Source organism: Aquitalea aquatica (assembly GCF_013911085.1).
GTDB lineage: Bacteria > Pseudomonadota > Gammaproteobacteria > Burkholderiales > Chromobacteriaceae > Aquitalea > Aquitalea aquatica.
On sequence record NZ_JACERN010000018.1, the window covers coordinates 24,410 to 50,487 of the forward strand.

The 26,078-nt window shown below is 61.5% G+C and carries 18 protein-coding genes; 10 read left to right on the forward strand and 8 right to left on the reverse strand.

Translation table 11 applies throughout. The annotated features are described in order from the left end of the window. Positions 1–276 precede the first annotated feature (276 nt). From H2Z84_RS05530 to H2Z84_RS05540, 3 genes are all read left to right on the forward strand, one after another. Positions 277–987, forward strand: coding sequence for a lysophospholipid acyltransferase family protein (locus H2Z84_RS05530; RefSeq protein ID WP_258869304.1), 711 nt, complete (start codon positions 277–279; stop codon positions 985–987). A 106-nt stretch (positions 988–1,093) separates the two neighbouring features. Then, on the forward strand, positions 1,094–1,879 hold the full coding sequence (locus tag H2Z84_RS05535; RefSeq protein ID WP_181835093.1) for a glycosyltransferase family 2 protein: 786 nt from the start codon (positions 1,094–1,096) through the stop codon (positions 1,877–1,879). A gap of 29 nt (positions 1,880–1,908) precedes the next feature. Continuing rightward, positions 1,909–2,835, forward strand: a complete 927-nt coding sequence (locus H2Z84_RS05540; protein ID WP_181835094.1) for a class I SAM-dependent methyltransferase — start codon at positions 1,909–1,911, stop codon at positions 2,833–2,835. Here H2Z84_RS05540 and nfsB read toward each other — a convergent pair. Together nfsB and H2Z84_RS05550 are read right to left on the reverse strand one after the other, a co-directional pair. Beyond that, positions 2,797–3,450 (reverse strand): oxygen-insensitive NAD(P)H nitroreductase, encoded by a 654-nt coding sequence (gene nfsB / locus H2Z84_RS05545; protein WP_181835095.1) that lies wholly within the window; start codon positions 3,448–3,450, stop codon positions 2,797–2,799. The genes H2Z84_RS05540 and nfsB overlap by 39 nt on opposite strands. 147 nt (positions 3,451–3,597) lie before the next feature. Continuing rightward, a complete protein-coding gene (locus tag H2Z84_RS05550) occupies positions 3,598–6,936 on the reverse strand; it encodes an EAL domain-containing protein (RefSeq protein WP_181835096.1) in 3,339 nt (1,112 codons plus the stop codon). Between the two features lie 256 nt (positions 6,937–7,192). Between H2Z84_RS05550 and H2Z84_RS05555 the strand changes: the two genes are divergently transcribed. Next, the gene (locus H2Z84_RS05555) at positions 7,193–8,221 is read left to right on the forward strand and encodes an adenosine deaminase (RefSeq protein WP_181835097.1); all 1,029 of its coding nucleotides are present in this window, start codon (positions 7,193–7,195) and stop codon (positions 8,219–8,221) included. Here H2Z84_RS05555 and H2Z84_RS05560 read toward each other — a convergent pair. After that, positions 8,218–9,258, reverse strand: a complete 1,041-nt coding sequence (locus tag H2Z84_RS05560) for an NAD(P)H-dependent flavin oxidoreductase (RefSeq protein WP_181835098.1) — start codon at positions 9,256–9,258, stop codon at positions 8,218–8,220. The genes H2Z84_RS05555 and H2Z84_RS05560 overlap by 4 nt on opposite strands. 276 nt (positions 9,259–9,534) lie before the next feature. On the opposite strand from H2Z84_RS05560, the gene H2Z84_RS05565 reads away from it, so the two are divergent. Continuing rightward, the gene (locus H2Z84_RS05565; protein ID WP_181835099.1) at positions 9,535–12,681 is read left to right on the forward strand and encodes a putative bifunctional diguanylate cyclase/phosphodiesterase; all 3,147 of its coding nucleotides are present in this window, start codon (positions 9,535–9,537) and stop codon (positions 12,679–12,681) included. On the opposite strand, the gene H2Z84_RS05570 is transcribed toward H2Z84_RS05565, so the two are convergent. Beyond that, a complete protein-coding gene (locus H2Z84_RS05570) occupies positions 12,676–15,906 on the reverse strand; it encodes a bifunctional diguanylate cyclase/phosphodiesterase (RefSeq protein ID WP_181835100.1) in 3,231 nt (1,076 codons plus the stop codon). The two genes, H2Z84_RS05565 and H2Z84_RS05570, sit on opposite strands and share 6 nt — an antisense overlap. A 162-nt stretch (positions 15,907–16,068) precedes the next feature. Next, positions 16,069–17,271: an ammonium transporter gene (locus tag H2Z84_RS05575; RefSeq protein WP_181835101.1), complete on the reverse strand. Its 1,203-nt coding sequence runs from the start codon at positions 17,269–17,271 to the stop codon at positions 16,069–16,071. A gap of 413 nt (positions 17,272–17,684) precedes the next feature. Here H2Z84_RS05575 and H2Z84_RS05580 point away from each other — a divergent pair, with 413 nt between their 5' ends. The 4 genes from H2Z84_RS05580 to H2Z84_RS05595 all read left to right on the forward strand — a co-directional run bounded on the left by H2Z84_RS05580 (position 17,685) and on the right by H2Z84_RS05595 (position 23,153). Then, positions 17,685–18,722: an extracellular solute-binding protein gene (locus H2Z84_RS05580; protein ID WP_309545441.1), complete on the forward strand. Its 1,038-nt coding sequence runs from the start codon at positions 17,685–17,687 to the stop codon at positions 18,720–18,722. Positions 18,723–18,725: 3 nt separating this feature from the next. Further along, positions 18,726–20,450 (forward strand): diguanylate cyclase domain-containing protein, encoded by a 1,725-nt coding sequence (locus H2Z84_RS05585; RefSeq protein ID WP_181835102.1) that lies wholly within the window; start codon positions 18,726–18,728, stop codon positions 20,448–20,450. Positions 20,451–20,556: 106 nt separating this feature from the next. Continuing rightward, positions 20,557–21,477: an Hpt domain-containing protein gene (locus tag H2Z84_RS05590; protein WP_181835103.1), complete on the forward strand. Its 921-nt coding sequence runs from the start codon at positions 20,557–20,559 to the stop codon at positions 21,475–21,477. Positions 21,478–21,626: 149 nt separating this feature from the next. Continuing rightward, on the forward strand, positions 21,627–23,153 hold the full coding sequence (locus tag H2Z84_RS05595) for a fumarate hydratase (RefSeq protein WP_103525361.1): 1,527 nt from the start codon (positions 21,627–21,629) through the stop codon (positions 23,151–23,153). Between the two features lie 76 nt (positions 23,154–23,229). Here the strand turns inward: H2Z84_RS05595 and H2Z84_RS05600 are convergent, their stop codons facing one another. Beyond that, a complete protein-coding gene (locus H2Z84_RS05600) occupies positions 23,230–23,757 on the reverse strand; it encodes a cysteine hydrolase family protein (RefSeq protein ID WP_181835104.1) in 528 nt (175 codons plus the stop codon). Between the two features lie 124 nt (positions 23,758–23,881). Between H2Z84_RS05600 and H2Z84_RS05605 the strand changes: the two genes are divergently transcribed. Next, on the forward strand, positions 23,882–24,823 hold the full coding sequence (locus H2Z84_RS05605; protein ID WP_181835105.1) for a GlxA family transcriptional regulator: 942 nt from the start codon (positions 23,882–23,884) through the stop codon (positions 24,821–24,823). Here the strand turns inward: H2Z84_RS05605 and H2Z84_RS05610 are convergent. Together H2Z84_RS05610 and H2Z84_RS05615 are read right to left on the reverse strand one after the other, a co-directional pair. Further along, positions 24,817–25,740, reverse strand: a complete 924-nt coding sequence (locus H2Z84_RS05610) for a LysR family transcriptional regulator (RefSeq protein WP_181835106.1) — start codon at positions 25,738–25,740, stop codon at positions 24,817–24,819. The two genes, H2Z84_RS05605 and H2Z84_RS05610, sit on opposite strands and share 7 nt — an antisense overlap. Continuing rightward, on the reverse strand, positions 25,728–26,030 hold the full coding sequence (locus tag H2Z84_RS05615; protein ID WP_181835107.1) for a hypothetical protein: 303 nt from the start codon (positions 26,028–26,030) through the stop codon (positions 25,728–25,730). Before H2Z84_RS05615 ends, H2Z84_RS05610 begins: the two co-directional genes overlap by 13 nt. Between the last annotated feature and the right edge of the window lie 48 nt (positions 26,031–26,078).

A 26,078-nucleotide genomic window follows, 5' to 3' on the forward strand; every position in this document is an offset into this window, starting at 1 on the left:
AGCGTTGCGTGCACCAAAGGGGGCTGATTATATAGTAAAATCCTGGTCTTCGGGTTGGCTGATCCAGCGGCTTTGCTGCTGTGATATTCGCGGTCAATCCCTGCCGTATGGCGGCTGAGGCGATGTTAATACCATCGCCTTTATTATTCTGGCAAGAGTATGAATCCGTATTATCACCACGACCAATCCGGGCGGTGTGTTACTGCAAATTGAAAGTAAAGTTTAATCATGTCGTCCCGTTGTTTACGTCTGGGTCAGGTAATACTTTTTTATCTCATGCTGTCCTGGTTGGGCTCCATGTTGCTATTGGGTAATATCGGCGCCCTGCCATTGTTGCTGCTGCCCGGGCGCTGGCGCCAGCCGCTGGTGCAATGGGTGATCAGCCGCATTTGCCGCTGTTTTCTGGCTGGGGCACAAGCCTGCCGCCTGATGCAGCTGGATTTGCAGGCGCTGGACCAGCTCAATCACCGTGAGCGCATGCTGCTGGTGCCCAATCATCCCAGCATGATCGATGCCTTTCTGGTGCTGTCGCGGGTGCCGCATGCGGTGTGCCTGATGAAGGCCAGTATCAGTTCCAATCTGTTTCTGGGGTGTGGCGCTTATCTGGCGGGATATGTTTCGAATCGTTATCCGGAACAGATGTTTCGCCAGGCAATTCAAACCATTCAGCAAGGCGGCGTGTTGATGATATTCCCGGAAGGCACACGCACTACACGCCAGCCGGTTAATGATATTGGTGGCGCAGTCGCCTTGATTGCCAAAAAAGCCGCAGCCCCTTTGCAGACTATCCTGCTGAGTACCAACTCGGCTTATTTGAGCAAGGGCTGGAAAATATGGAAGCCGCCCGTTTTCCCTCTGATTTATCGGGCTGTTCCCGGTGCGCAATTCGAGGCGCATGGCCGCCGTGATGAAACGGCGCGGCAGCTGCAGCAGTATTTTGAATCCTGTCTGCCAAATGGCTCGATCGATGCTTCGCTGCGTGTGTAACACCCTCCGCGCATTGTTGACCTGGCCGGTGGCAATCGGCTATGGTCCTGCCCAATTCAAACATCATCCCTGTCGCCCGGGCGATGAGCAGCCCGAATAGTCCGCCATGCAACTACCTTCTACCACCCATGTGGTGCTGATCCCCAGTTATAACCCCGGTCCCAAGGTCTATGACACCGTGCGCGCAGCGCGCCAGCAATGGTCGCCAGTGTGGGTGATTGTCGATGGCAGTGACGATGGATCGGCCGCGGGCCTGCAGCAGATGGCTGAGCAGGATGATGGCCTGCTGGTGTTCGTGCTGCCGCACAACAGTGGCAAGGGTGCCGCGGTGTTGCATGGGCTGGAAGAGGCCCGCCGGCTGGGTTTTAGCCATGTGCTGTGCATGGATTCCGATGGCCAGCATCCGTCCACGCAGATTCCCGCCTTCATGGCGGCCTCGCAGCAGCAGCCGCAAGCCATGGTGCTGGGGCTGCCGGTATTCGATGCCAGCGCGCCCAGTTTGCGGGTGAAGGGGCGCAAGATTTCCAACTGGTGGGCCAATCTGGAAACATTGTGGATGGGGATTGGCGATTCACTGTTCGGCTTCCGGGTGTATCCGGTGGAGCCGCTGCGCCGCATCATGCAGCGCCAGCACTGGATGCGGCGTTTCGATTTTGATCCCGAAGCCGTGGTCCGGCTGTGCTGGGCCGGTGTGCAACCGGTGAACCTGCCTGCGCCGGTGAAATATTTCCAGGCAGGGGAGGGCGGTGTGTCGCACTTCAATTACTGGCGTGACAACCGCTTGCTGACCTGGATGCATATCCGGCTGATGTTCGGCTTTGCCCTGCGCCTGCCGGTTTTGCTGCTTCAACGCCTGCGCCGGGCATTGCCTTGTCCGGCACGCGGCCGGTGAGCTTACCGACCGATCAAACATCCTGAGCCATGTCCTTTCCCTTGATGCTTACCCATCTGCTGCTGGAGCGGCTGACGTCGGCAGAGCAGCCGCGCCAGCCGGAACCACAGGCCTTGATGGTGGAGTCCGATCAGGTGGCCTCCTTCATGAACAGCGGCCGGGCCGACGGCATGCTGAATTATCTGTATCTGTTTCATGCGGTGATGACGCTGCCGCTGATCCGGCCAGGTGATGTGGTGTTTGATCTGGCCTGCGGCCCGGCCAATCAGTTGCTGAAAATGGCGGCGCTGCATCCCGAGGTCAGCTTTGTCGGCATCGATGCTTCCTTACCGATGCTGCAGCAGGCCGAGGCGAATATCGCGGCCGCCGGCCTGCGCAATATCCGTTTACAACAGGCTGACATCAGCCAGCTGGATGGAGTGGACCGGGCAGCGGCGGATTGCGTGCTGTGCACCATGTCGCTGCACCATCTGGCGGATACCGGACAATTGGCGCAGACCATGCAGCAGGTGCGGCGCATCCTGCGCCCGGCTGGCGGGATTTACCTGGCTGATTTTGGCCGTCTCAAACGGGCGGCGACCCAGCGTTACTTTGCTTATGACCGGGTCGCACAGCAATCGGCGCTGTTCACCGAGGATTTTCTCAACTCCATGCGCGCCGCCTTCAGCCTGGACGAGTTGCGCCAGGGCGCGGCGCTGCTCGGCGCGGAACTGGACTGCCATCAGACCGCCATCGCACCGTTCATGGTGCTGTTGCGTTCGCCCGCCCGCCACGCTGTCGATGCCGCGCTGGCACAACGGGCGGTGGCCGCTTACCGCGGCCTGAGCCGGCTGGAGCAGCGCGACTTCAACAATCTGGCCCGCTGGTTCCGGCTGGGTGGCTTGTCCCTGCCGTGTGCGCTGCCAGCGGCTGGCCGCTCAGATCCGGCTGATCACGCGTTCGGCCGGCAGGCGTGACTTGGGCAGCTGCGCATTGAAATCGCTGTTGCTGCGATAGCCCAGGGCGACGATGACGGCGCTGGTATAGCCCATGGCACGCAGGCCCAGTTCTTCATCCAGTACTTTCTGGTCGAAGCCTTCGATCGGGCAAGCGTCGATTTGCAGGGCGGCTGCGCCCAGCAGCAGGGTGCCTGCTGCCAGGTAAACCTGCTTTTCCATCCAGTGGTGGGCATCGCGCAATTCGAAGCGGTGCATGTTGACGAAGTGCGAACGGCCACGATGCTGGCCGGCGCGGGCTTCGGCATTGGCAAAGCGGCCGTCGGCCTCTTCCTGCTGCAGCAGTGTTTCCAGATAGCCCTCATCGATGCTGGCGCGGCTGCACAATACCACCACGTGTGAGGCGTTCAGTACCTTGGCTTCATTGAAGGCGTAGGCGCCACTGGTGGCCTTGGCCACGCGGGCCTTGCCTTCCGGGGTGCCGGCAATGAAAAAGTGCCAGGGCTGGGAATTGGTGGAGGAGGGGCTGAAGCGCAGCAGGGTTTCGATCTGTGCGACCTGTTCGGCGGTGAGCTGGCGGCTGGGATCGAAGGCCTTGGTGGTGTAGCGGGTCTGGGCCAGGTCGGCAATATTCATGATGATTTCCTTGGTCGACATGTGAGGGCGTGCGTTGATGCTCGCCATTATCACGGAAGACTCGGGTGCGAGTAAGCGGCTGGCGTGGCAAGCAGTTTCATTTTATTTTTGAAAATGCTGGCTTTTTACTGGCGATTATCAGGATGATTATCCAAATGGCACGGCCGTGGCTAATTGCTCGCACTGCATTTTTTGAATCAACCAGTGGCTTAGCTGCTGGCTGGCTGGCCCGGCCTGCTTGGCATCATGGCAAGCGGCATGCCATTGCCACACCTGTTCGGGCACATCGCTCTGCTGCTGCAGGAAATGGTGCAGCGGACAGTTGGCCAGTGCTGGCCGGGCGGCAGCCTGCGAGGGCTGGGCATACAGCCAGTGCTGAGCCAGTGCGCCCAGATAGCTGGTGATGCAGCCGCTTGCCGTGGGCAGCTGGAACGCCGATTGCCAGTGGATGAAACTGGCTTGCGCCATCGGCCTGGCCAGGCAGTAGCCTTGTCCCAGTGTGGCCCCCAGGATGCAGGCTGCTTCCAGCATGCCGATATCTTCCAGCCCTTCCACCACTACCTGTCGTTCCAGGTCTTGCCCCAGTTGCAGGATGGCGCGTATCAGCGCCAGGCTGGTCAGTGGCGTCTTGCGCAGGTTCAGCGTCAGGCTCTGGTCGATCTTGACCGTGTCAAAGGGCAGGGCGCTCAGCCGCTGCAGGCTGCTGTAACCGGAGCCCAGATCATCCATCACCAGCTTGACGCCGGTCTGACGCAGGCGTTCGATGGCGCGGTCCTGCTCGTGCGGGGCAATGTCGGCGGTTTCCAGCAGCTCCAGGCTCAGCCGTTCGGGGGCCACGCCATGGCGTGCCAGTGCCTCGGCCACCCAGCGCGGGCAATCCTCGTCCTGCAGGGTACAGGGGGCGATGTTCAGCGAGATGTCGATATCCATGCCCTGCCTATCCAGCTCAGCCAGTTGGGTCAGCGCCTTGTCCAGCCCCAGCCGGAAGAGGTGGTCGAGGTCGGCATCGCCCAGCAGCGGCAAAAAGACGCCGGGGCTGACAATCTGCCCGTCTTCCCTGATCAGCCTGGCCAGGGCTTCCACTTTTACCACCTTGCCCAGTTTGAGATCGACCAACGGTTGCAGGTACAGGGTGAGGCCACCGGCAAACAACCGTTCGCGCAGGGCAATGGCCAGGTTTTGCTGGATGGCTGCCGCCGGTTTGGTGCAGGCCGCCAGAATCAGCTCCCAGCGGTGTTGCAGGCCCAGGGCAAACTGCTGCATGGTGGCGGATTCAAACTGGTTGGGGTAGGCACCAAACAGGCTGATGACGGCCACGGTCAGCCCGTCCTGATTGCGCACCGGAATGCTCATGCTGGAGCGTATCTGCACCGCGCCGGCATGCTGGTGCCAGCTGGCGTAGCGCGGGTCATTGCCATAGGAGGCCGAGCTGCAGATGCGGCCGCTGCGCCAGGCGACCGCGCTCAGCCCCTGGCCGCGTGGCGAATTGGGGTCGACCACGGCTTCCGAGCCCGGCTGCTGTAATAGATCGGCCACAAACTGGCCCAAGGGACCACGGCTGTTTTCCGGCACGAAAACGCCATCGGACATCAGGCGCATCAGCAATACCGCCTGCACGCCGGGTAATGTGCCCAGTTGTTCCAGTTCGCTGCCGACCGCATCGGTCCACAGCGTGCCTTGGTGTGGCATGGGTAGCGACAGGCTTTCCAGATATTCGCTTTGTACCTCTGCTGCAGCTTCCAGCTGGGCGTGCAGCTGTTCCTGCAGCCGGCTGTCGATGATTTCCAGCAGCCGGTAGCGCTGGCGTATCGGCAGCAGGGTGATGTTCAGCTGCTCGCTGAAATGGCGGCGGAACAGCTCCACACTTTGTACCAGCAGGGCCGGGGTGACGCCGACCAGGCTGTGGATGCGGCCCAACTGCCGGCTGTCGCGACGGATCTGTTCGGCCTGCTTGTCTGGTGACAGTAGCTGCAGCAGAAAATCGTGATGGGCGCGCTGCAGCTGTTCCAGCTCGGCGGGCTGCAAGCTGGCGAGGATGGTCAGCGCTTCGTGCGCCGGCCGGTCTTGCTGGTAAAAACGGCTGATGTAAAGCGCGGTGGCGCGGCCGATCAGGCGGGTGGATTTGTGCAGCAGCTGGCTGGCCTCTGCACCATAGAGTTCGAAATGGCTGCTCTCTTCGGCGTGATAGCCGGCCTCGTCCGCCACCATGCGCCACCAGCGCTGGCGGGTGGATTTGTGCTGTTTGGCCTGGTACATGGCGGCATCGGCCTGCCGCATCAGGGCATCCGGTTCGATACCATCATGCGGAAAGAGGGCGATGCCCACCGTCATGCCCACTTCGGCCTCGATGCCGGCTTCCAGCACAAATGGTGCTTCCACCGCCTGATGCAGCCGCTGCAAGGCGCTTTCCAGTTGCTGCAGGGCGGCTTCCTCCTGCAGGTCCTCCATGATGACCACAAACTCATCGCCGCCCAGACGGGCGACAAAATCGGCCTTGCGCAGCATGGCTTGCAGGCGCCGGGCCAGTTCTTTGAGCAGGCGGTCGCCCGCCTCATGGCCCCAGGTGTCGTTGACCGGTTTGAAGTCATCCAGATCGATCATGCATACCGCTACCAGCTTCTCGCTGCGCTGGGCGCGCGCCAGTGCAGCCGCCAGGTGGCGGGTGAGGGCAAAGCGATTGGGCAGCGCAGTCAGCCAGTCGTGATGGGCTGCATTGATGATCAGCTCTTCATTGTGCTTGTGCTCGGTAATGTCCTGGTTGGTGCCGATGGCGCGCAGGGCCTGGCCCTGAGCATTGCGGGCCACCACCTTGCCGGTACAGCGTATCCAGATCCAGCCGCCGCTGGCGTTGCGGTAGCGGAACTCCTGCTGAAAGCGGCTTTCGCTACCGCGCAGCACGGCCATGCAGGCCTGGTACACCCTGGGGAAATCATCAGGATGCACGTCGCTGAACATGGCGGTGGCGCTGCGTTGTGCCGCCTGCTCGGGATAGCCCAGCATGCGCGCCCAGCGGGCATCGATACTGACGCAATCCTGCAGGATATCCATGTCCCACAGCGACAGCCGCGAGGCATCCAACGCCAGCGACAACTGTTCGTTGGCCTGCTGCAGTGCCAGCTCCATGGCCTTGCGATCGGCAATATCGGTGTAGGACACCACAAAGCCCTGCACCGCGCCGGCGGCATCGTAAAGCGCATTGCCGTGCAGCATGGCAATGACGCTGCGGCCATCACTGGCGATGCGGCGTACCTCGCCCTGAAACGGCAGCACGACATTCGGCCGGCAGCCAAAGCTGCCATCGTGCAGCCTGTCCGGTGCATCAGCGGGAATGATGATATCGATGGATTGCCCGCAGAGGGCGGCACTGTCATGGCCGAACAGCCGGCAAAATGCCGGATTGGCGTAATCAATGTGGCCCTGGGGGTCGAGGATGGCAAAGGCTTGCGAGCTCTGTTGCAAGGCTTGCTGGAAATTGGGCGCGGTCATGATTGAGTCCTGCAGCCGGGCAATGGCCGTCCGGCTGACAGCAGATAACTTGTCGTGTGCCGGCATACCGCACGGCACTATGGCTGATTTTACCCCAAACCATTGGCATTGCCGCGGCTCAAACCATGGCAAATGACGGCAAAAACGCCAAAAGCAGGCTTCTGTGTCGGCACGGCAATCGCTATCATGCTGCTTTTGCTCGACCTGAAACGACCGGCACGGCTGGTTGCGTGGCGAGCCACTGCCAGGACACCCCATGAGTACTGCACACCAAGCACTGATCCAAGCCCTGCCCAAGGCCGAACTGCACCTGCATATCGAAGGCAGCCTGGAGCCGGAACTGATGTTCCGTCTGGCCGAGCGCAACGGCATAGAGCTACCCTATCCCACGGTAGAGGCACTGCGGGCAGCCTATGATTTTGACAATCTGCAATCCTTTCTCGATCTCTACTACGCCGGCGCCGGGGTATTGCAGACCGAGCAGGATTTCTACGAGCTGACCTGGGCTTATCTGTTGCGCTGCCGTGACGACCATGTCGTCCACACTGAAATCTTCTTCGATCCGCAAACCCATACCGCACGCGGTATTGCCTTTGCCACGGCCTATCAGGGCATCCGGCGCGCACTGGATGATGGCAGTGCGCAGCTGGGCATCAGTTCGCGGCTGATCATGTCGTTTTTGCGCCATTTGAGCGAAGAAGACGGCTTTGCCGTGCTGGATGAGGCACGGCCCTTCCTCGCCGGCATCGACGGTTTCGGCCTGGATTCCAGTGAAGTAGGCCACCCGCCGTCCAAGTTTGCCCGGCTGTTTGCCGCCTGCCATGCACTGGGCCTGCCCTGCGTGGCGCATGCCGGGGAAGAAGGCCCGCCGGCCTATGTGTGGGAGGCGCTGGACCTGCTCAAGGTTTGTCGTATCGACCACGGCGTGCGGGCGCTGGAAGACGCGGCATTGGTGGCGCGGCTGGTGGCCGAGCGCATGCCGCTGACGGTGTGCCCGTATTCCAATATCAAGCTGCGGGTGTTCGACCAGCTCAAGGATCACAATCTGCGCCAGCTATTGCAGGCCGGGCTGTGCGCCACGGTGAATTCGGACGATCCGGCCTATTTTGGCGGCTATGTGCAGGAAAATTATCTGGGTTGCGCGCGCGAGCTGGGCCTGAGCCAGGCCGAGATCGTGCAGCTATGCCAGAACGGTTTTGAAGCCAGCTGGCTGTCGCCAGCGGACAAGGCGCACTGGCTGGCGGAATGCACGCGCATTGCCGCCGGCTTTGCCGACGCGGTTTAGCCAACCAGGCCGGCGGCCAGCTGGCGGGTCAGTTCGCCTGCCGGAATCTCCCAGCAACCGCTGGCATTCTGGCCGCACCATAGCGGGCTGAAGTCGTCGCGGCCCAGTGCTTCCGCTGCCGCGCGCAAGGGGGCCAGCGCGGCGGAGGCCAGTGGAAAGGCCGGCGCGGCCGGGTGGCGTGGGCCCAGTTCCCGCATTAGCCGGTTGACGATGCCGCGTGCCGGCCGGCCGCTATATAGCGTGGTCAAGGCGGTGTGCGCCGCTGCCGGGCTGCGCAATGCCGCCCGGTGCAGGGGGCTGGTGTCGGCTTCCGGACACAGCAGATAGGCCGTACCCACTTGCACGCCAGCCGCACCCAGCCGCATGGCGGCTGCCACCCCGGCAGCATCGGCAATCCCGCCCGCAGCAATCACCGGAATGTCCAGCGCCTGCACGATTTGCGGCAGCAGGGCAAAGCTGCCCAGCTGCTCATCCAGATCATCATGCAGGAACATGCCGCGATGGCCGCCGGCTTCCAGCCCTTGTGCGATCACCGCATCGGCACCATTGGCCTGCAGCCAGCGGGCTTCGGCCACCGTGGTGGCGCTGGATAGCACCTTTGCGCCGCTGGCCTTGACCTGTTGCAGCAAGGCCGGGGCTGGCAGGCCAAAGTGAAAGCTCACCAGCGCTGGGCGATACTGGCTGACCAGATCCGCCATCTCCTGATTGAAGGGCAGGCGTCCGGCACCACCGGTCGCCGCCGGGACGATGCCCAGCTCTTGGTAGAAGGGCGCCAGCAGCGCCTGCCAGCCAGCCTGTGCGGCCGGGTCGTCTGCCGGAGGCTGATGGCAGAAAAAATTGAGGTTGTACGGCTGCCCCCCCAGTTGCTGCAGTACAGCCAGTTCTTGTTGCAACTGGCTGCTGGAGAGCATGGCGGCCGGCAGCGATCCGACACCACCTGCCTGGCTGACGGCCATGGCCAGCCGGCTACCCTGCGCGCCAGCCATCGGAGCCTGAATGATGGAAAAGGGGATGTCCAGCCATTGCGCCAGCGTCATGTTCTGTCCTTGTCAGGTGGGGTAGAAACAGCAGCATAGGCCAGCCGGCCCGGCTTGAACATGCTGTTGGTGTTGCACGGCGAGGCCGGCCGGGGCGTGCTCGCCCACGCCGCATGCCGCGCCGCACAACGGTCGCGTCGGCCACAGCAGGCTTGTTTTTTCCCCTTGGCACCAGGCATTTTGACTGCGATGGGTGAGGTTTTGCGCCATAATCAGACAGCCATACCTGTTTTTGATCGCAATCGGGGCCATTACGATAAAAAGGGCTATGAAGCCATGTTGACCGTCAAGAGCAAGCTGCTGCTGCTCTCCCGCTATTACTGGTTGATTCTGCTGGTATTCATCGCCTTTATCGTCAGCTTTGTGCTGTATGTACGGGCAGAAAATGCCATCGATCGTGCCAACGAAACCCGGCATGCTTCCATTTTGCTGGCCGGTGAATTGCGCCAGTCTTCCGACGACCTTACCCGCATGGTGCGTAGCTATGTGGTGACTGGTGAGCCGGTCTATCAGCAGCATTACCGTGAAATTCTGGCCATTCGCGATGGCATGGTCGCCCGTCCGCAGGATTACCAGAACATCTACTGGGATCTGGTGCTGGAGGATGATCGCCGGCCTCAGGCCGCCAGTGTTGTTCCTTCCTTGCTGCAGCGCATGCGTGATGCCGGCTTTACCCCGGATGAAATGGCCAGGCTGGCCGAGGCCAAAGCCAAATCAGATGCCCTGACCCGGATCGAATGGGCGGCCATGGCGCTGGTGGCATCGAACCCTCCGCTGGATGCACCACAACGGCTGCAGGCCATCCACATGCTGTACGATGCGGCCTACCACCGCGCCAAGGCCGGCATCATGCAGCCGATTGCCGACTTCAACCGCATCTCTGCCCTGCGTACCTTGCAGGCGGTGCAAGATGCCGAACGCTATGCCCGGCAGCTGCGCTGGATATTCCTTGCTTTTGGCCTGCTGCTGCTGCCCTTGCTGTGGGTGCAGCGGCGTAATCTGCACAATGTGTTGGGCGGTAGTGTTGCCGAATTGCACAGCAGCATCGCCCGGCTGGGCAGTGGTGATTTCTCGCAGCCGGTGCCGCAGAGAAGGTTTGGCCATCATAGTGTGATGGGCTGGCTGGCCGAAACCCGGCACAAGCTGCAGCGTCTGGATGAAGCACGCCGCCAGGCCGATGCGCGCAATCTGCGCTTGAACGGGCTTTACAATGCGCTGAGCCAATGCAATCAGGCCATTGTGCGCAGTCGCTCCGAGCACGAGCTGTTTGAGCGGATGTGTCAGGCTGCCGTGGAGCATGGCGGCATGAAAATGGTGTGGGTGGGCTTGCTGGATGAAGATGCAAAACACATCCGGCCACTGTGTGCCCATGGCAGTGGTACCGAGTATCTGGTGGATTTGCCACTGGCGACCGATGCGGCCAATCCGCTTAGCCATGGCCCGACAGGCCGGGCCGTGCTGACCGGCCAGGTGCAATGGTGTCAGGACTTTCAGAATGACCCGGCTACCACGCCATGGCATACCCGTGCGGTGCGCTATGGCTGGGGAGCCTCGGCTGCGCTGCCCTTGCAGCGCAATGGCCAGATCATCGGTGCGCTGACACTCTACAGCGGCGAGCCATACGCCTTTGACGAGGCCGCACGCAAGCTGATCGAAGAAATGGTGATGGACCTGGATTATGCGCTGGACAGCTTCCAGCGCGAGCAGGCGCGCCAGGCTGCCAGCACTGCCTTGCAGCTGAGCGAGCAGCGCTTGCGTACCATCATTGAGACCGAACCGGAATGCATCAAGGTGGTGGGCGCGGATGGCCAGCTGCTGGAAATGAACCAGGCCGGCATGGCCATGCTACAGGCCGAGAACCTGCAGCAGATCCAGCAGCTTGGGCTGATGCACTTTGTCATGCCTGACTATCATGCCGCCTTCATGCAGCTGCACCAGCGGGTGATGAACGGACAGAGCGGAACGCTGGAATTCGAAATCACCGGCCTGCAGGGGCAGCGACGCTGGCTGGAAACCCATGCCGCACCCATGCGGGGTGAAGACGGCACCATCAGCATGCTGCTGGCGATTACCCGTGACATCACCCTGCGCAAGCAGAACGAGCAGCATATCCGCTATCTGGCCCACTACGATGTACTGACCGGCCTGCCCAACCGGGTGATGCTGGAAGAGCAAGCGGAGCAGACCCTGCAGCAGGCAGCCCGCCAGCAACAGGCGCTGGCCTTGATGTTCCTCGACCTTGATCACTTCAAGGACATCAATGATTCGCTGGGGCACAGCATTGGCGATGCCTTGCTGGTGCAATTGGCATCGCGGCTGCGCGAGGCTTTGCCGGATGCTGCGCTGGTGTCGCGACTGGGCGGCGACGAGTTCATCCTGCTGCTGCCCGCGATGGATGCCTCCCGGGCAGAAGCGCTGGCCCAGCAATTGCTGGACGCTATTGCGCATCCCTATCTGGTAGCACCTTACGACCTGAATGTTTCTGCCTCCATCGGCATTGCACTATACCCGCAGGATGGTCTGGATCTGGAAACCCTGTCGCGCCGGGCTGATGCCGCCATGTATCTGGCCAAGAAGGCTGGACGCAGCTGTTTCCGTTTCTATACGGCGGCGATTCAGGAAAAGGCCTCGCGCCATCTGCAACTGGTGAATGCCTTGCGGGTGGCACTGGAGCTGCAGCAGTTCAGCATCCACTACCAGCCACAGCTGGCCATGGCGGGTGGCCAGTTGGTGGGGGCCGAGGCGCTACTGCGCTGGACGCATCCGGAGCTGGGCAATATTTCACCCGCAGAATTCATTCCGGTCGCTGAGGATTGTGGCCTGATTCTGCAACTGGGCGAATGGGTATTGCGCCATGCCGTCCGGCAGGCGCGGCAGTGGCGTGATCAGGGGCTGGCGCTGGTGATGGCGGTCAATCTGTCTGCGGTGCAATTCCGCCAGCCCGATCTGCCGGCGCTGGTGGCGCGCATTCTGCAGGAAGAGGGCTTGCCTGCCAGTGCGCTGGAGCTGGAGCTGACCGAAGGCGTGGCGATGTACGACCCGCAACAAGCCATTGCGGTGATGAATGTCTTGCATGAGCAAGGTGTGCGCATGTCGATAGACGATTTTGGTACCGGCTATTCCTCGCTCAACCTGCTCAAGCAGTTCCGTGTCTACAAGCTGAAAATCGACCAGAGCTTTATCCGCGATATCGTGACCGATCCGGAAGATCGCGCCATTGTGGCCGCCATCATCCATATGGCAGAAAAGCTCGGCCTGCTGACCATTGCCGAGGGCGTGGAGACGGCGGAGCAGCATAGCTGGCTGCGTGCCCAGGGCTGCAATGAACTGCAGGGGTATCTGTTCAGCCGGCCTTTGCCGGCGGATGCATTCGCTGTTTATGCGCAGCAGCACCAGCCGGCCGTCGCGCTACTGGGTTCATGAACCGACAGTGACCGCAGGCGTGGGCTGTTGTGTATTGTGGCCATGCCGGTCTGGCAGGCTATGTGCCAGCCAGTGTTGCAGCTGTTCGGGCGGCAGCGCCTGGCTGAACAGATAGCCCTGTATCACCTCGCAGCCTTGTGCCACCAGGAAATCATACTGGGCGGCGGTTTCCACTCCTTCGGCAATCACGGTCAGGCCCAGGCTGTGGCCCAGGGCAATGACGGCCTTGCAGATGGCGGCATCGTTGGGATTGTCCAGTACATCGCGCACAAAGCTGTGGTCGATCTTGACCTGGTCCAGCGGCAGTTGCTTCAGGTAGGACAGCGAGGAGTAACCGGTGCCGAAATCATCCAGGGCAAAGGTAATGCCCAGCTGGCGCAGGCTGTTCATCTTGCTGCCGGCGTCGTCCAGCTTCATCAACAGCAGGCTTTCGGTGATTTCCAGTTTCAGCAGGGCCGGATTGGCGCCGCTGTCTTGCAGCAGGCGGCGCAGGCGGCTGACAAAATCGCTTTGGTGGAACTGACGGGCACTGACATTGACGGCGATGCTCAGGCCGGCGGTGTCGGCATGGCTGGCCCAGGCGGCCAACTGGGTGCAGGCTTGTTGCAGCACCCAGTGATCGATGGCCAGGATCAGATTGCTCTGTTCGGCCAATGGAATGAACGAGCCGGGCAAGCGCAGCCCCTGTTGCGGGCTATGCCAGCGCAATAGCGCCTCCACGCTCTGGCAAGGCTTGCCGTGGCGGATCTGCGGCTGGTAGTACAGGCTGAGTTCGCCGTGTTCCAGCGCATGGTGTAGCTCGGCTTCCAGCTGGGTGCGGGTATTGATTTCCGCCTGCATCACCGGGTCGAAAAAGCGCAGGGTGTTACGTCCGGCGGATTTGGCCTGGTACATCGCCAGGTCGGCCTGCTTGAGGATGTCCTCGCTGCTGCCGTTTTCGTCGGCAAACAGGGCAATACCCAGGCTGGAGCTGCCACGGTAGTCGTAGCCACGCAGCTGGTAGGGCTGGTGCAGGGTGGCCAGAATCTTGCGGCCGACGGTTTCTGCTTCGTGCATGGCCAGATCGCGCTTTGGCCCCAGGTTTTCCAGCATCACGATGAATTCGTCCCCGCCCAGCCGGGCCACAGTGTCACCGGTGCGCAGGCAGCGCAGCAGGCGGCTGGCCACTTCCTGTAGCAGGACATCGCCAATATCGTGGCCCATGGTGTCGTTCAGCGACTTGAAATTGTCTAGGTCGAGGAACAGCAGTGCGCCATATTCCTTTTGGCGGCGGGCCGCATCCCGCGCGTGTTGCAGCCGGTCTTGCAGCAGGCGACGGTTGGGCAGGTGGGTGAGGGCATCGTAAAACGCCAGGGTCTGGATTTCATCGGCCGCAGCCTTGCGCTCGGTGATGTCCTGGAAAATGGCCACGTAATGGCTGGTGTGTCCTGCATTATCCTTGACCGCCGTGATGGTGAGCCATTCCGGGAACACTTCGCCGGTCTTGCGGGTATTCCATATTTCGCCCTGCCAGGCACCATTTTCCAGCAGGGATTGCCACAGTTGCTGGTAAAAGGCTGCCGGGTGTCGGTGCGAGCTGAGCACGGCGGGTGTCTTGCCCACCACGTCTGCGCTGTCATAGCCGGTGATCTGGCTGAAGGAGGGATTCACCCGCAGGATGTGGCCGTCCGGGTCGGTGACCATGATGCCTTCCTGGGTGAGGAAGGTGGTGGCGGCAATGCGCAGCTCTGCTTCCATGCGCTTGTGACGGCTGATGTCGGCAATAAAGCCGTACCACAACACCTCGCTGCCGTCTTGCTCCGGCATGGCATCCACCAGCAGCCATTTGATCTGGCCGTCCGGCAGGCAGATGCGATATTCGGTGCGCCATTGCGTCAGGGTCTGTGCCGAGTGGTGCAAGGCCTCAAAGAAGCTGTCGCGGTCTACAGGGTGTAGCAGATTGCGAATCGCGTCGGCACTCTGGCTGACCGCTTCCGGCCGGATGCCGTAGATGTCGTAAAAGGCTTCACTGGCAAAGGGGAAGCAGCCATGGCCATCGCTGAACATGCGGTATTGGAACACCACGCCGGGAATCTGCGACACGATCTTGCGCAGCAACTGGTTGGCAGCATGTTCGGCGGCTTTTTCTTCTTCACGCTGGATACGTTCCAGCAGTGTATTGAAGGAGGTGGCCAACAAGCCGACTTCATCTGCCCGGCTGACCGGCAAGGGTTGCTTGGGCAGTTCGCCATCACCCATGCGGGTCAGCAACTGGGTGGCTTCACTCAGTGGTAGTAACTGGCGGCGCAGCCACCACCAGCTCAGACCACCCGCCAGCAAGGTCAGCAGCAGTGCCAGACCGAACAGCTGACGTTGCAGGGTGCGGATGGGGGCAAAGGCCTCTTCCGCCGGCAATACCGACTGCATCAGCCAGCCGGTGGACTTGATGTGCACGCTGGAGGACAGCTCCAGCACCCCGCGCGAACTCATGGCCACCCCGGATCCTTCGTAGCCAGCGATATAGCGGTCATACAAGGGGTTGATCCCGGGTGGCGGGCCAGCCTTGAGCAGACGCTGCTTGTCCGAGGACATGATGTAGCGGCGGCTTTGTGGCGCGGTAATGAAGAAACTGCCGGTGGCACCGTAGCGTGCGGCACTGATGTCATCCAGAAAATTGGGTTGCGCCAGATTGGTCACCCCCATGATCAGCCCTTCCAGCTTGCCATTGGCATCCAGCAGTGGCTCCAGCATGGAAATCACCGGCTTGCCGGTGTAATGGCCTTGCATTGGCTCCGTGATATAACGTCCGCCATGCTGCATGGTCAGCCGGAAAAACGCGCTGTCGGCATAGGAGTGGCCGTCGCGGCCCAGGCTTTCCGGGATGCTGGCCTGCACCTGGCCGTTTTTGTCCAGCACCACGATGCCCCAGTTGAACATCATCAGCAAAATGGGCCGTCGCAGTAGCTCCGGCTGGATGGCTGCGGTGCTGACCGGCTTGCCCTTGAACTGCCGGGTAAGGGACTGCAAGGCTTGCACGCGCTCGCTGACCGAGCGGTCTACTTCGCGTGCAGTCAGCGATACGGTGGAAAACTGCTGAGCGGAAATGGTGTCTTCCATCTGCTGGCGCAGACTATGGCTGATCAGCAAGGTGGTCAGCCACAGAGTGAGCACCAGTGCCAGCAACATGCCAAGGGTGATGCGGGTGCGCAGGGAGCGCCTGCCGTATGGGGAGAATTGCGTGCTCATGATTCCGGTAGCTGCCTGCTGGTAATGCTTGCTGTCAGCATAGCGGAGGCCTTGTGCGCTGTGTGTCCTCTTGTCGGACAAAGCTGCCAAAGTCTGAGGCGGATCAACATTATGACAGCGTGGTCGGGTCCGCGTAGCCGGCCCGACCGGTCAAGGCGGGAATCACCAGTTGGTTTCACGGTCCGGTGTCGCGGTGATCTGGTGGATGGTGAGGTCGGCCCCGTTGAACTCTTCTTCCTCATCCAGCCGGATGCCCACCGTCTTGCGCAGCACGGCATACACCAGATAACCGCCACCAAAGCCAATGGCGATGCCACCTGCCGTGCCCAGCAATTGGGAAATCAAGCTGACTCCACCCAGGCCACCCAGTGCGCTCTGGCCGAAGATACCGGCAGCAATGCCGCCCCAGGCGCCGCAGATGCCGTGCAGCGGCCATACCCCCAGCACGTCGTCGATCTTCCAGCGGTTCTGGGTCTGGGTAAACAGCCAGACAAACATCGCACCAGCTACCAGCCCCACCACCAGTGCGCCTAGCGGATGCATGATGTCCGAGCCGGCGCATACGGCCACCAGGCCAGCCAGCGGGCCGTTATGGATGAAGCCGGGGTCGTTCTTGCCGGCCCACATCGCGCTGAGGGTGCCGCCGACCATGGCCATCAGCGAATTGATGGCCACCAGCCCGGAAATACCGTTCAGCCTTTGTGCGCTCATCACGTTGAAGCCGAACCAGCCGACGATCAGAATCCACGCGCCCAGTGCCAGGAAGGGAATGGAGGAGGGCGGGTGGGCCGAGATGCGGCCTTCCTTGCTGTAGCGGCCGCGCCGCGCGCCCAGGTTCAGCACGGCGGCCAGGCCGATCCAGCCGCCCACTGCATGTACCACCACCGAGCCGGCAAAGTCGTGGAAAGGCTGGCCGAAGCTATGGCTCAGCCAGTCTTGCACGCCGTAGTGGTTATTCCAGGCCATGCCCTCGAAGAAGGGATAGACCAGGCCCACCAGCAAAAAGGTCGCTGCCGACTGCGGATGGAATTTTGCCCGCTCGGCAATACCGCCGGACACAATGGCCGGAATGGCCGCGGCAAAAGTCAGTAGGAAGAAAAATTTCACCAGTTCATAGCCATTGTGCTGGGCAATATGGCTGGCATCCCCCAGGAAGTTCACCCCATAGGCCACGCTGTAGCCGACAAAGAAATAGGCGATGGCCGATACCGCAAAGTCGGTCAGGATCTTGACCAGGGCATTGACCTGGTTTTTCTTACGTACTGTGCCCAGTTCCAGAAAGGCGAAACCTGCGTGCATGGCCAGAATCATGATGGCCCCCAGCAGCAGGAATAGTACGTCGGAAGGTGAATTCGAGTTTGGCATGGCGAGTCCCGTTGTGGTCGGCTTTTATGGGGCTTCCTTAAAGCAAGGGGAATGCCAGCTTGGCGCCAGCGGCACCAGTTTGAATCGCAGATGCTCGAAAATGGTGACGGCGCTGCCCGATTTCGGTGATCACAGGCTGATGCATGCTGCGATTTGTCAGTGCACCCGTGCACCAAAAAGGTGTTTTGCCGCGATGTTGTGCTGTTAATTGGTGCGTTAAAAATGAAAAGCACCGCTTCGGTGCGTGATGGCATTGTCACGGCCAAGACCTGACGCCTGCCGGGCGCATGCCCTGCGCCACCCTGTTGGCCGCCGCCGCGGACATTTGATCTGATTTTGGTAAAAATACTTAGGTATAAGGGATGACAAGCAGCTACATTCAAACGGTGAATTGAAAAAGAAGAAATACAATCGTGGCATTCAATAAAATCAGCCTGCTTACGGGGGTAATCGGCTGCCTGTTGTGTTGCCAGCTGGCCGTGGCCAAAGACGTGCTGCGAGTGCTCGCCTGGCCTGGCTATGCCGATCCGGACGTGGTGCATGCCTTCGAACAGCGCTTCCAGGTGAGCGTGGAAGTGACTTTTGTCGACTCGGACGAGGCGCTATGGGCCAAGATGCATGCTTCCTCCGGACCGCATTTCGATGTGCTGGCCGCCAATACTGCCGAAATGCAGCGTTATTTCGCCGCCGGCCTGCTCAAGCCGCTGGACCCGGCCTTGCTACCTAATACCCGGCGTCAGTTGCCGCGCTTTCGCAATCTGGCAGCCATTCCCGGCCTGCAGCAGCAAGGCCGGCTGTATGCCGTTCCCTTTACCTATTCCACCATGGGCATCATCTACGACCGGCGGCAGTTTCCCGTGCCGCCTGACACCATGAATGTGCTGTGGGACCCGCGTTATCGCCACAAGGTGCTCGACTTCAATAGCGGACAACATAATTTCTCGTTTACCGCGCTGGCCAGCGGCATTGGCCAGCCCTTTCGCTTGAGCGCGGCGCAGCAAGGCATGCTGGTGCAGCGGCTGATTGCACTGCGGCGCAATGTACTGACTTTTTACAGCCTGCCGGAAGAGGGGACGGAATTGTTCATCCGCCACAAGATCGCGCTGATGTTTGGCAATTACGGCACCCAGCAGCTGAACTCGCTGCGCCAGGCGGGGGCCGATGTTGGCTATGCCATTCCGCGTGAAGGCGTGCTGGCCTGGCTGGACTGCTGGGCCATGACGGCGGCCAGCAGCAAGCCACGGCTGGCGCAGCAGTGGATCAACTACATGCTGGAGCCGGCAGTCAGCGCGCTGTTGCCGACACGGCAAGGGCTGGCCAATACCCTCAGCGCCAGCGACGAACTGAAACCCGGTGCCAAAGTGCTATGGCTGCAGCCCGTGGAAAATGCCGCGCAGCGTGAAGCGCTATGGCAAAAGATCTATTCCGGCGACCGGCCGGGGAGCTTCTGAATCATGCGCTCCGGTCTGTTGGTGAAACTGGCGCTGCTACTGGCGGTATTCGGCATCCTGTCGTCCGGGATTACCGGCTACTACGCTTTCACTGCCAACCGCACCATGCTGGTGTCGGCGGCACAGGGGGATTTGCTGACGGCGGCGCGTGGGGTGAACCGTCGGCTGCAACAGGCCGAGGAAGAAGCTGCCGATGATGCCATGCTGCTGGCACGGCTGGTGCAGGTGGCCCAGGTGATCAACGGCCAGGGCGGTAGCCAGATGCAGCGGGCGCGCGACGAACTGGCGCAGGCATTTGCCGGCATGCTGGCGCTGCACCCCGAATACTTGCAGGTCAGGCTGATCGGTGCGGCGGACAACGGGCTGGAACTGGTCAGGGTAGACAGTAGCGGCGGGCTGACCCTGCGCGTGGATGGTGCGGATTTGCAGGAAAAAGGCCATTTCCCTTATGTGTTTGAAACCCTGGCCTTGCCGGCTGGGCAAATCTACCAGTCAGCCATCGGCATCAATCACGAGCGCGCCGCACATGATGCCGAAGGCCGCCCCGGCATGATGGTGGCAACGCCGCTGCCGCGCAGCGACGGCCAGCCAGGTGGCCTGCTGGTGATCAATCTCGATCTGGAGCGGCTGCTGGGGCAGCTGCGTGCCGATTTGCCCAAGGGCTATCAGCTGTACATGGCCAACCGCTGGGGTGATTTTCTGGTCCACCCCGACCCGGCGCAAACCTTCGGCTTTGAGCAGGGCCGCCGCATCCTGATGCAGGACAGCTTTGCCGCTACCCAGCCCTTGTTTGAGCGCAAGCTCAACAATCTGGCGCTGAGCGGGCTGGAGCAGCCACAGCAGGCCGCCGAGCGGGTCATGGCTTTCGTGCGTCAGCCAGTGGGGCTGGGCAATCGGGATGATTTCGTGGTGACCGGCCTGGTACAGCCGCTGGATGCGGTGCTGGAAAGCGCCGTGCCGCTGGGGCAGCGCATCATCCACATGGTACTGGCCTTCAGCGCCATCGCCATTTTGCTGGCCGTGGTGTTCGCTCGTGCCTTGTTGCGGCCCATCAATACCCTGGCGCAGGCTGCCAGCAGTTTTTCCGATACCCAGCTGCAGCAGGTGCTGCCAGTGGAGCGCAATGATGAAATCGGCGTGCTGGCGCGCAATTTCGACCGCATGCAGCGACAGATCAACAGCCATATGGCCAGCTTGTACGACAATCAGCGTGAGCTGAGCTATCTGGCGCACCATGACAGCCTGACCGGGCTGGCCAACCGGGCCTTGTTCTTCCAGCGGCTGGAGCAGTTATTGCAGCTGTCACAACGCAATGGCGCACCGTTTGCCGTGCTGTTTGTCGATCTGGACCATTTCAAAGAAGTGAATGACCTGCATGGTCATGCCATCGGTGACCAGGTATTGCAGATTGTCGCCCGCCGCTTGCTGCATACCGTGCGTGGCAGCGATATGGTGGCGCGCATGGGCGGCGATGAATACCTGATCCTGCTGCAGGGTAACTTCACCGATGCAGCGCTGGCCGAACTGATGAACAAGCTGCGGCAGAGCATAGGCGAAGCCATGACCGTGTCCGGGCAGCGACTGGAGGTGGGGGCCAGCATTGGCTACAGCCTGTATCCGCGTGATGGCACCACGGCTGAGCAACTGGTCAACGAGGCGGATCATGCCATGTACCATGTCAAGGCCGGCATGCGCGGCGGCGAAGCCAACTCCCTGTCCTGCCGCTAGGCTATGCTGCATGAAGGCCTGTCCTGCGGTGCGCGGATTTTCACGCCTTGCATCGATCCAACACGCGCCGCCGTAAACAAGTTCTTACACTTCCGGGAAGATGCCGATGAACAGAGCGACTTCCGCACGCCAACGCCAGCCCAAGCAGGCCAGTCCACAGCAGCCACCGATGGCGGCCATTTGTCTGCCACAGCTGCTGGCAACACTGCACAACGCCTGCCGCCAGTCAGCGGAGCAGCATGGCCTGGCCTGGCTGCTGGACACTGATGCGGCTCTGGCTCCGTCCTTGCTGCTGCACCCACTCGCCTTGCCCCAGCTATTGCAGCAACTGTTGGGTGCCAGCATCCGTTACACCCGCAAGGGCGGCATTCTGCTCCGGACGCAGCTGCTGGCACAGCAGCAGATGTTCCAGATCATCACCATAGAAATCATACATGAGGGGAGTCAGGAGGATGGCCCGGCGGCAGCGATGGCCGCGCTGTTGCAGCAGCCGGAGCGAGCACGCAAGGCCGGGCAGCCGGCCGGTGGCTGGCATAGTATCCGCCGACTGGCGCGGCTGAGTGCTGCCACCTTGCAGCTGGAGCAGGGTAGTGGGCAGGGCTGCCAGCTGATTGTGCAGCTACGTGCCGAAGTTGTCGAAGCTGGCCTGCCAGAGCATCCGCAGGCTGAATCGCTGCCAGTGCTGGATCACCGCGTGCTGCGCGTGCTGTATCAGGACGACTGGCCGCAGCAAAGAGCATTGCTGCAGGCATTTCTGCGCGACAAGCAGGCCGACCTGCATGCGCTGCTGCAAGCCTGGCACACTGGCGACCTGCAGGCGCTGGGGCTGCTGGCCCACCGTATCAAGGGTGCCAGCCGCAACGTGGGAGCCGCTGCGCTGGCGCACGCTGCCGCACGGGTGGAGCAGGCCGCCCGTGGCCAGCATCACGCCAGTTTGCCTGCCTTGCTGCAGGCGCTGGAGCAGGCGCTGCAATCCTTCGCCAGCATGCTGCAGCGGGCGCAGGATGGACCGCTGATTAATATCTAATCCCGGCTCAGGCATGGCGCAATGCAGCGTAAGGCCCTAAAATAATCTGACAATTCCTAAGAGCGTGTCCACGATCGCGCCATGCCGCCTCATCCATGCGGCAGATCGTGTACAGCTTCTAACAGCCCACTACGCTGGAGAAACCTCTCATGGCCGTTATCCGTCAGGATGATTTCATTCAAAGCATCGCCGATGCTTTCCAATACATCAGCTGCTACCACCCCAAGGACTACATCGACGCGCTGTATCAGGCTTATCTGCACGAAGAAAGCCCGGCGGCCAAGGACGCCATGGCGCAGATACTGATCAACAGCCGCATGTGCGCGGAAGGCCGTCGCCCGATCTGCCAGGATACCGGCATTGCCGTGGTGTTCCTGAAAGTGGGCATGAACGTGCAGTGGGATGCCACCCTGTCGGTACAGGAAATGGTCAACGAAGGCGTACGCCGCGCCTATAACAACCCGGACAACAAGCTGCGCGCTTCCGTGCTGCTGGATCCGGCTGGCAAGCGTCAGAACAGCAAGGACAACACCCCGGCCGTGGTGCACTTCGAAATCGTTGAAGGCGACGGTGTGGAAGTGACCTGTGCGGCCAAGGGCGGTGGCTCGGAGAACAAGTCCAAGTTCTACGCGCTGAACCCGTCCGACAGCATCGTCGACTGGGTGATCAACACCGTGCCCACCATGGGCGCCGGCTGGTGTCCGCCGGGCATCCTGGGCATCGGCATTGGCGGTACCCCGGAAAAAGCCATGCTGCTGGCCAAGGAAAGCCTGATGTCGCACGTGGACATCCACGAACTGAAGGCCAAGGCCGCCAGCGGTGCCGAGCTGTCCCGCGTGGAAGAGCTGCGCCTGGAAATCTTTGAAAAAGTGAACGCGTTGGGTATTGGTGCCCAGGGCCTGGGCGGCCTCACCACCGTGCTGGACGTGAAGATTCTGGACTACCCCACCCACGCCGCCAGCCTGCCGGTAGCGATGATCCCCAACTGCGCCGCCACCCGTCACATCCATTTCCATCTGGATGGCAGCGGCCCAGCTCATCTGGCCACGCCCAGCCTGGAAGACTGGCCGGAAATCACCTACGACACCAGCAACGGCAAGCGTGTTGACCTGGACCAGATCACCAAGGAAGAAGTGGCCAGCTGGCAGCCGGGCGATGTGCTGCTGCTCAACGGCAAGATCCTTACTGGCCGTGATGCCGCGCACAAGCGCATGGTGGACATGCTGAACAAGGGCGAGGCGCTGCCAGTGGACTTCACCAACCGCTTCATCTACTACGTGGGCCCGGTTGATCCGGTACGTGACGAAGTGGTTGGCCCGGCTGGCCCTACCACCGCCACCCGCATGGACAAGTTCACCCGCCAGATGCTGGAACAGACCGGCTTGCTCGGCATGATCGGCAAGGCCGAGCGTGGCCCGGCAGCCATCGAAGCCATCAAGGACAACAAGGCTGTCTACCTGATGGCAGTGGGCGGTTCGGCCTACCTGGTGTCCAAGGCCATCAAGGCCTCCAAGGTGGTGGGTTTTGCCGACCTGGGCATGGAAGCCATTTACGAGTTCGAAGTAAAAGACATGCCGGTGACGGTAGCGGTCGATTCCAACGGTATCTCGGTACACAATACCGGCCCGGCGGAATGGCGCGTCAAGATCGGCAAGATTCCGGTCAACAAGGCCTGAGTCTGAGCTGCAGCTTGCTGTAAGCAGAAACCCGCCATTCGGCGGGTTTTTTCATTGGCGGGCAGCTTGGGGTGCACTAGGCCAGTGCTTGGGCCGCCGTTGGCAGGGCCACACGGATGGACAGGGCATTGAGCGCAATGGCGTGCAGCATCTGGTCCACCGTGCTGCAGCAATCGGCCAGCACCGCCACCTCATAGTTGTCGGCCGTACGCGACAGGGCGGTATGGGTCACGCAGTTCTGCGTCATCATGCCGCACAGCAGCAGCTGGCGGCTGCCCAGCCCGTCCAGTGTTGCCTGCAATGTGGTCTGATAAAAGCTGTCAGCGGCCTGTTTTACTACTATCGGTGCTTGCGGCGCGGCGGCCAGAATGCGCGGGTGAATCGCCACGCCCTCGCTGCCGGCATTGAAGAAGGGGGCAATGCCCTTGCTGCTGTCGGCCACGTGCTGCACCAGGATCACCGGCATGCCCAGTGCCTTGGCCCGTTCGATGGCCGCCACACAGTTATCCAGTACGGTTTCGGTATTCCACAGCGGATATTTGCCGCCAGGAAAATAGTCGTTTTGCAGATCGATCACGATCAGTGCGCTGTTTTGTGCGGTCATGTGCATGCTCCGGTTTTGGCTGGTCAGGCGCTCATTATCAGCACAGCGGGCAGGCGGCCATAGTGGCCCGATTGCCAGAATACGTTAAGATCAGGCCAATCCTGTTTCGCTCCGGAATCCTGCCATGTCCGCTCCCGTCATTGCTCTGGTCGCCTTTGCCCAGATCAGCCCCTTCCATCTGTCGGTGCCATGTGTGGTGTTTGGCGATAGCCATCCCGGCCTGCCGGCCTTCGACTTGCGGGTGTGTGCGGTGGAGCCTGGCTGCTTGCCCACCTCGGTTGGTTTCAGCATTACTTGCGAGTACGGGCTGGAAGGTCTGGACGGGGCCGACATCATCATCCTGCCCAGCTGGCAGGCCGGTCGCCCGGTGCCACCCGCCTTGTTGCTGGCGCTGCAGCAGGCAGCGGCGCGTGGTGTGCAAATTGTCGGCCTGTGTCTGGGGGCGTATGTGCTGGCCGAGGCCGGCTTGCTGGATGGCCGTGCCGCCACCACGCACTGGGCCTATGCCGATGATTTCGCCCAACGTTATCCACAGGTGCGGCTGGACCCGGCGGTACTGTATGTAGAGGATGGCCAGATGCTGACCTCGGCCGGAACGGCCGCCGGGCTGGATTGCTGCCTGCATCTGCTACGCCAGCGCTACGGGGCAGAGCTGGCCAATGGCGTGGCGCGGCGGCTGGTGGTGCCGCCACATCGTCAGGGCGGGCAGGCGCAGTTTATCGAGCAGCCACTGCCAGCTAGCGCTGGTGATTCGCGGCTGGCCGTACTGCTGGACTGGATCAGGGCCAATCTGGCCGAGCCGCACAGCCTGGATAGCCTGGCTGACAAGGCGGCGATGAGCCGGCGCAGCTTTACCCGGCATTTCCGTCAGCTCACCGGGCGTACGGTGAGCCAGTGGTTGCTGGACGAGCGCCTGCTGCTGAGCCAACGCCTGCTGGAAAGTGCCGATCACAATATTGAACAGATTGCCCAACTGGCAGGTTTTGGCTCGCCCGAGTCCTTGCGCCACCACTTCCGCCAACGCTATGCGGTATCGCCCAGCCAGTGGCGGCAGAGTTTTCAGTGAAGGGATGATGCTGCGGCGGGCTGGTCCCACGGCGGGGTGGGGGCAAAGCGCTGCTGCAGGAAGTCCAGCAGGGTGCGCATGGCCAGCGGCAACTGGCGACGCGAAGGGTAGAGCGCATAAATGCCCATGCTGGTGGGTTGCCAGTCTGGCAGCAGCGCCACCAGCTCGCCGCTTTGCAGTAGCGGCTTGACCAGATAATAGGGCTGCATGGCCAGGCCGGCACCGTGGCGGCAGGCCTGCAGCAGTGCGACGGCTTCATTGGCGCTCAGACGGCCATGCACCTTGACCACGGCTTCCTCCGCGCCCCGGCGCAAGCGCCATTCGCTGCGGCCAAACTGGCTGTAGCTCAGACAGTGATGCTGGCCCAGATCGACTGGCTGCAGTGGCTGGCCGTGGCGTGCCAGATAAACCGGAGCCGCGACAATGACTGAATGGCAATCAGCCAGCCGGCGAGCGATCAGGCCCGGTTCCGGGTCATTGGTGATGCGGATGGCCAGGTCTATGCCTTCCTCGATCAGGTTGACCGCACGATCCCCCAGTTGCAGGTCGATGCGAATCTGCTGGTGTTCGGCCAGAAAATCGCTGATGGCTGGAGCCAGCTGGGCCATGCCGAAGGACATGCTGGTGGTGATGCGCAACTGGCCGCGCAACTGGCCATCGCGCAGGCCCACTTCTTCGCGGGTTTCTGCCGCCAGCTCCAGCATTTGCTGACAGCGGGCCAGACAGCTGGTACCGGCATCGGTCAGCGTCACCTTGCGGGTGGAGCGCTGCAGCAGGCGCGCGCCCAGCCAGTCTTCCAGTTCGGCGATATAGCGCGTCACCATGGCGCGGCTCAGGTCCAGCTCTTCGCTGGCGGCGGTAAAGCTGCCACGGCGGGCTACTTCAACAAATACCTGCATGGCAATCAGGCGGTCCATGGCTTTCCTTGTTTGTTTGCGCTGCCAGTGCTATCGGTTTGCCGCGGTGTTGCACCGCCAAGCCGGAAGATAAAAAAGCGGTAAGCAGCCAGTTTTGAGCCATGCCTGCCAAGCTGGGTGGCAATTAGCTCATTTGTCATCAAATATTGGCCCTGCGGCTGCGCTGACGGCTTGCCTGTAGGCATTTCCGTTATACTGCCGGCAAGCAGGCTGCTCATCGCGTGGCAGCGCTGCCGTTTCAGCATCGTGTCGCTATTCAGACCCATACGGTACGCACTGGATCGCACCATGTCTAATCTCGAATGGATGCCAGGCTTCACCTTGTTGACGAGGAAGAC

Bases quoted from the DNA above. Each gene is read 5' to 3' on its own strand.
- H2Z84_RS05530 (WP_258869304.1), top strand. From the start codon at position 277: ATGCTGTCCTGGTTGGGCTCCATGTTGCTATTGGGTAATATCGGCGCC.
- H2Z84_RS05535 (WP_181835093.1), top strand. From the start codon at position 1,094: ATGCAACTACCTTCTACCACCCATGTGGTGCTGATCCCCAGTTATAAC.
- H2Z84_RS05540 (WP_181835094.1), top strand. From the start codon at position 1,909: ATGTCCTTTCCCTTGATGCTTACCCATCTGCTGCTGGAGCGGCTGACG.
- nfsB (WP_181835095.1), bottom strand. From the start codon at position 3,450: ATGAATATTGCCGACCTGGCCCAGACCCGCTACACCACCAAGGCCTTC.
- H2Z84_RS05550 (WP_181835096.1), bottom strand. From the start codon at position 6,936: ATGACCGCGCCCAATTTCCAGCAAGCCTTGCAACAGAGCTCGCAAGCC.
- H2Z84_RS05555 (WP_181835097.1), top strand. From the start codon at position 7,193: ATGAGTACTGCACACCAAGCACTGATCCAAGCCCTGCCCAAGGCCGAA.
- H2Z84_RS05560 (WP_181835098.1), bottom strand. From the start codon at position 9,258: ATGACGCTGGCGCAATGGCTGGACATCCCCTTTTCCATCATTCAGGCT.
- H2Z84_RS05565 (WP_181835099.1), top strand. From the start codon at position 9,535: ATGTTGACCGTCAAGAGCAAGCTGCTGCTGCTCTCCCGCTATTACTGG.
- H2Z84_RS05570 (WP_181835100.1), bottom strand. From the start codon at position 15,906: ATGAGCACGCAATTCTCCCCATACGGCAGGCGCTCCCTGCGCACCCGC.
- H2Z84_RS05575 (WP_181835101.1), bottom strand. From the start codon at position 17,271: ATGCCAAACTCGAATTCACCTTCCGACGTACTATTCCTGCTGCTGGGG.
- H2Z84_RS05585 (WP_181835102.1), top strand. From the start codon at position 18,726: ATGCGCTCCGGTCTGTTGGTGAAACTGGCGCTGCTACTGGCGGTATTC.
- H2Z84_RS05590 (WP_181835103.1), top strand. From the start codon at position 20,557: ATGAACAGAGCGACTTCCGCACGCCAACGCCAGCCCAAGCAGGCCAGT.
- H2Z84_RS05595 (WP_103525361.1), top strand. From the start codon at position 21,627: ATGGCCGTTATCCGTCAGGATGATTTCATTCAAAGCATCGCCGATGCT.
- H2Z84_RS05600 (WP_181835104.1), bottom strand. From the start codon at position 23,757: ATGACCGCACAAAACAGCGCACTGATCGTGATCGATCTGCAAAACGAC.
- H2Z84_RS05605 (WP_181835105.1), top strand. From the start codon at position 23,882: ATGTCCGCTCCCGTCATTGCTCTGGTCGCCTTTGCCCAGATCAGCCCC.
- H2Z84_RS05610 (WP_181835106.1), bottom strand. From the start codon at position 25,740: ATGGACCGCCTGATTGCCATGCAGGTATTTGTTGAAGTAGCCCGCCGT.
- H2Z84_RS05615 (WP_181835107.1), bottom strand. From the start codon at position 26,030: ATGGTGCGATCCAGTGCGTACCGTATGGGTCTGAATAGCGACACGATG.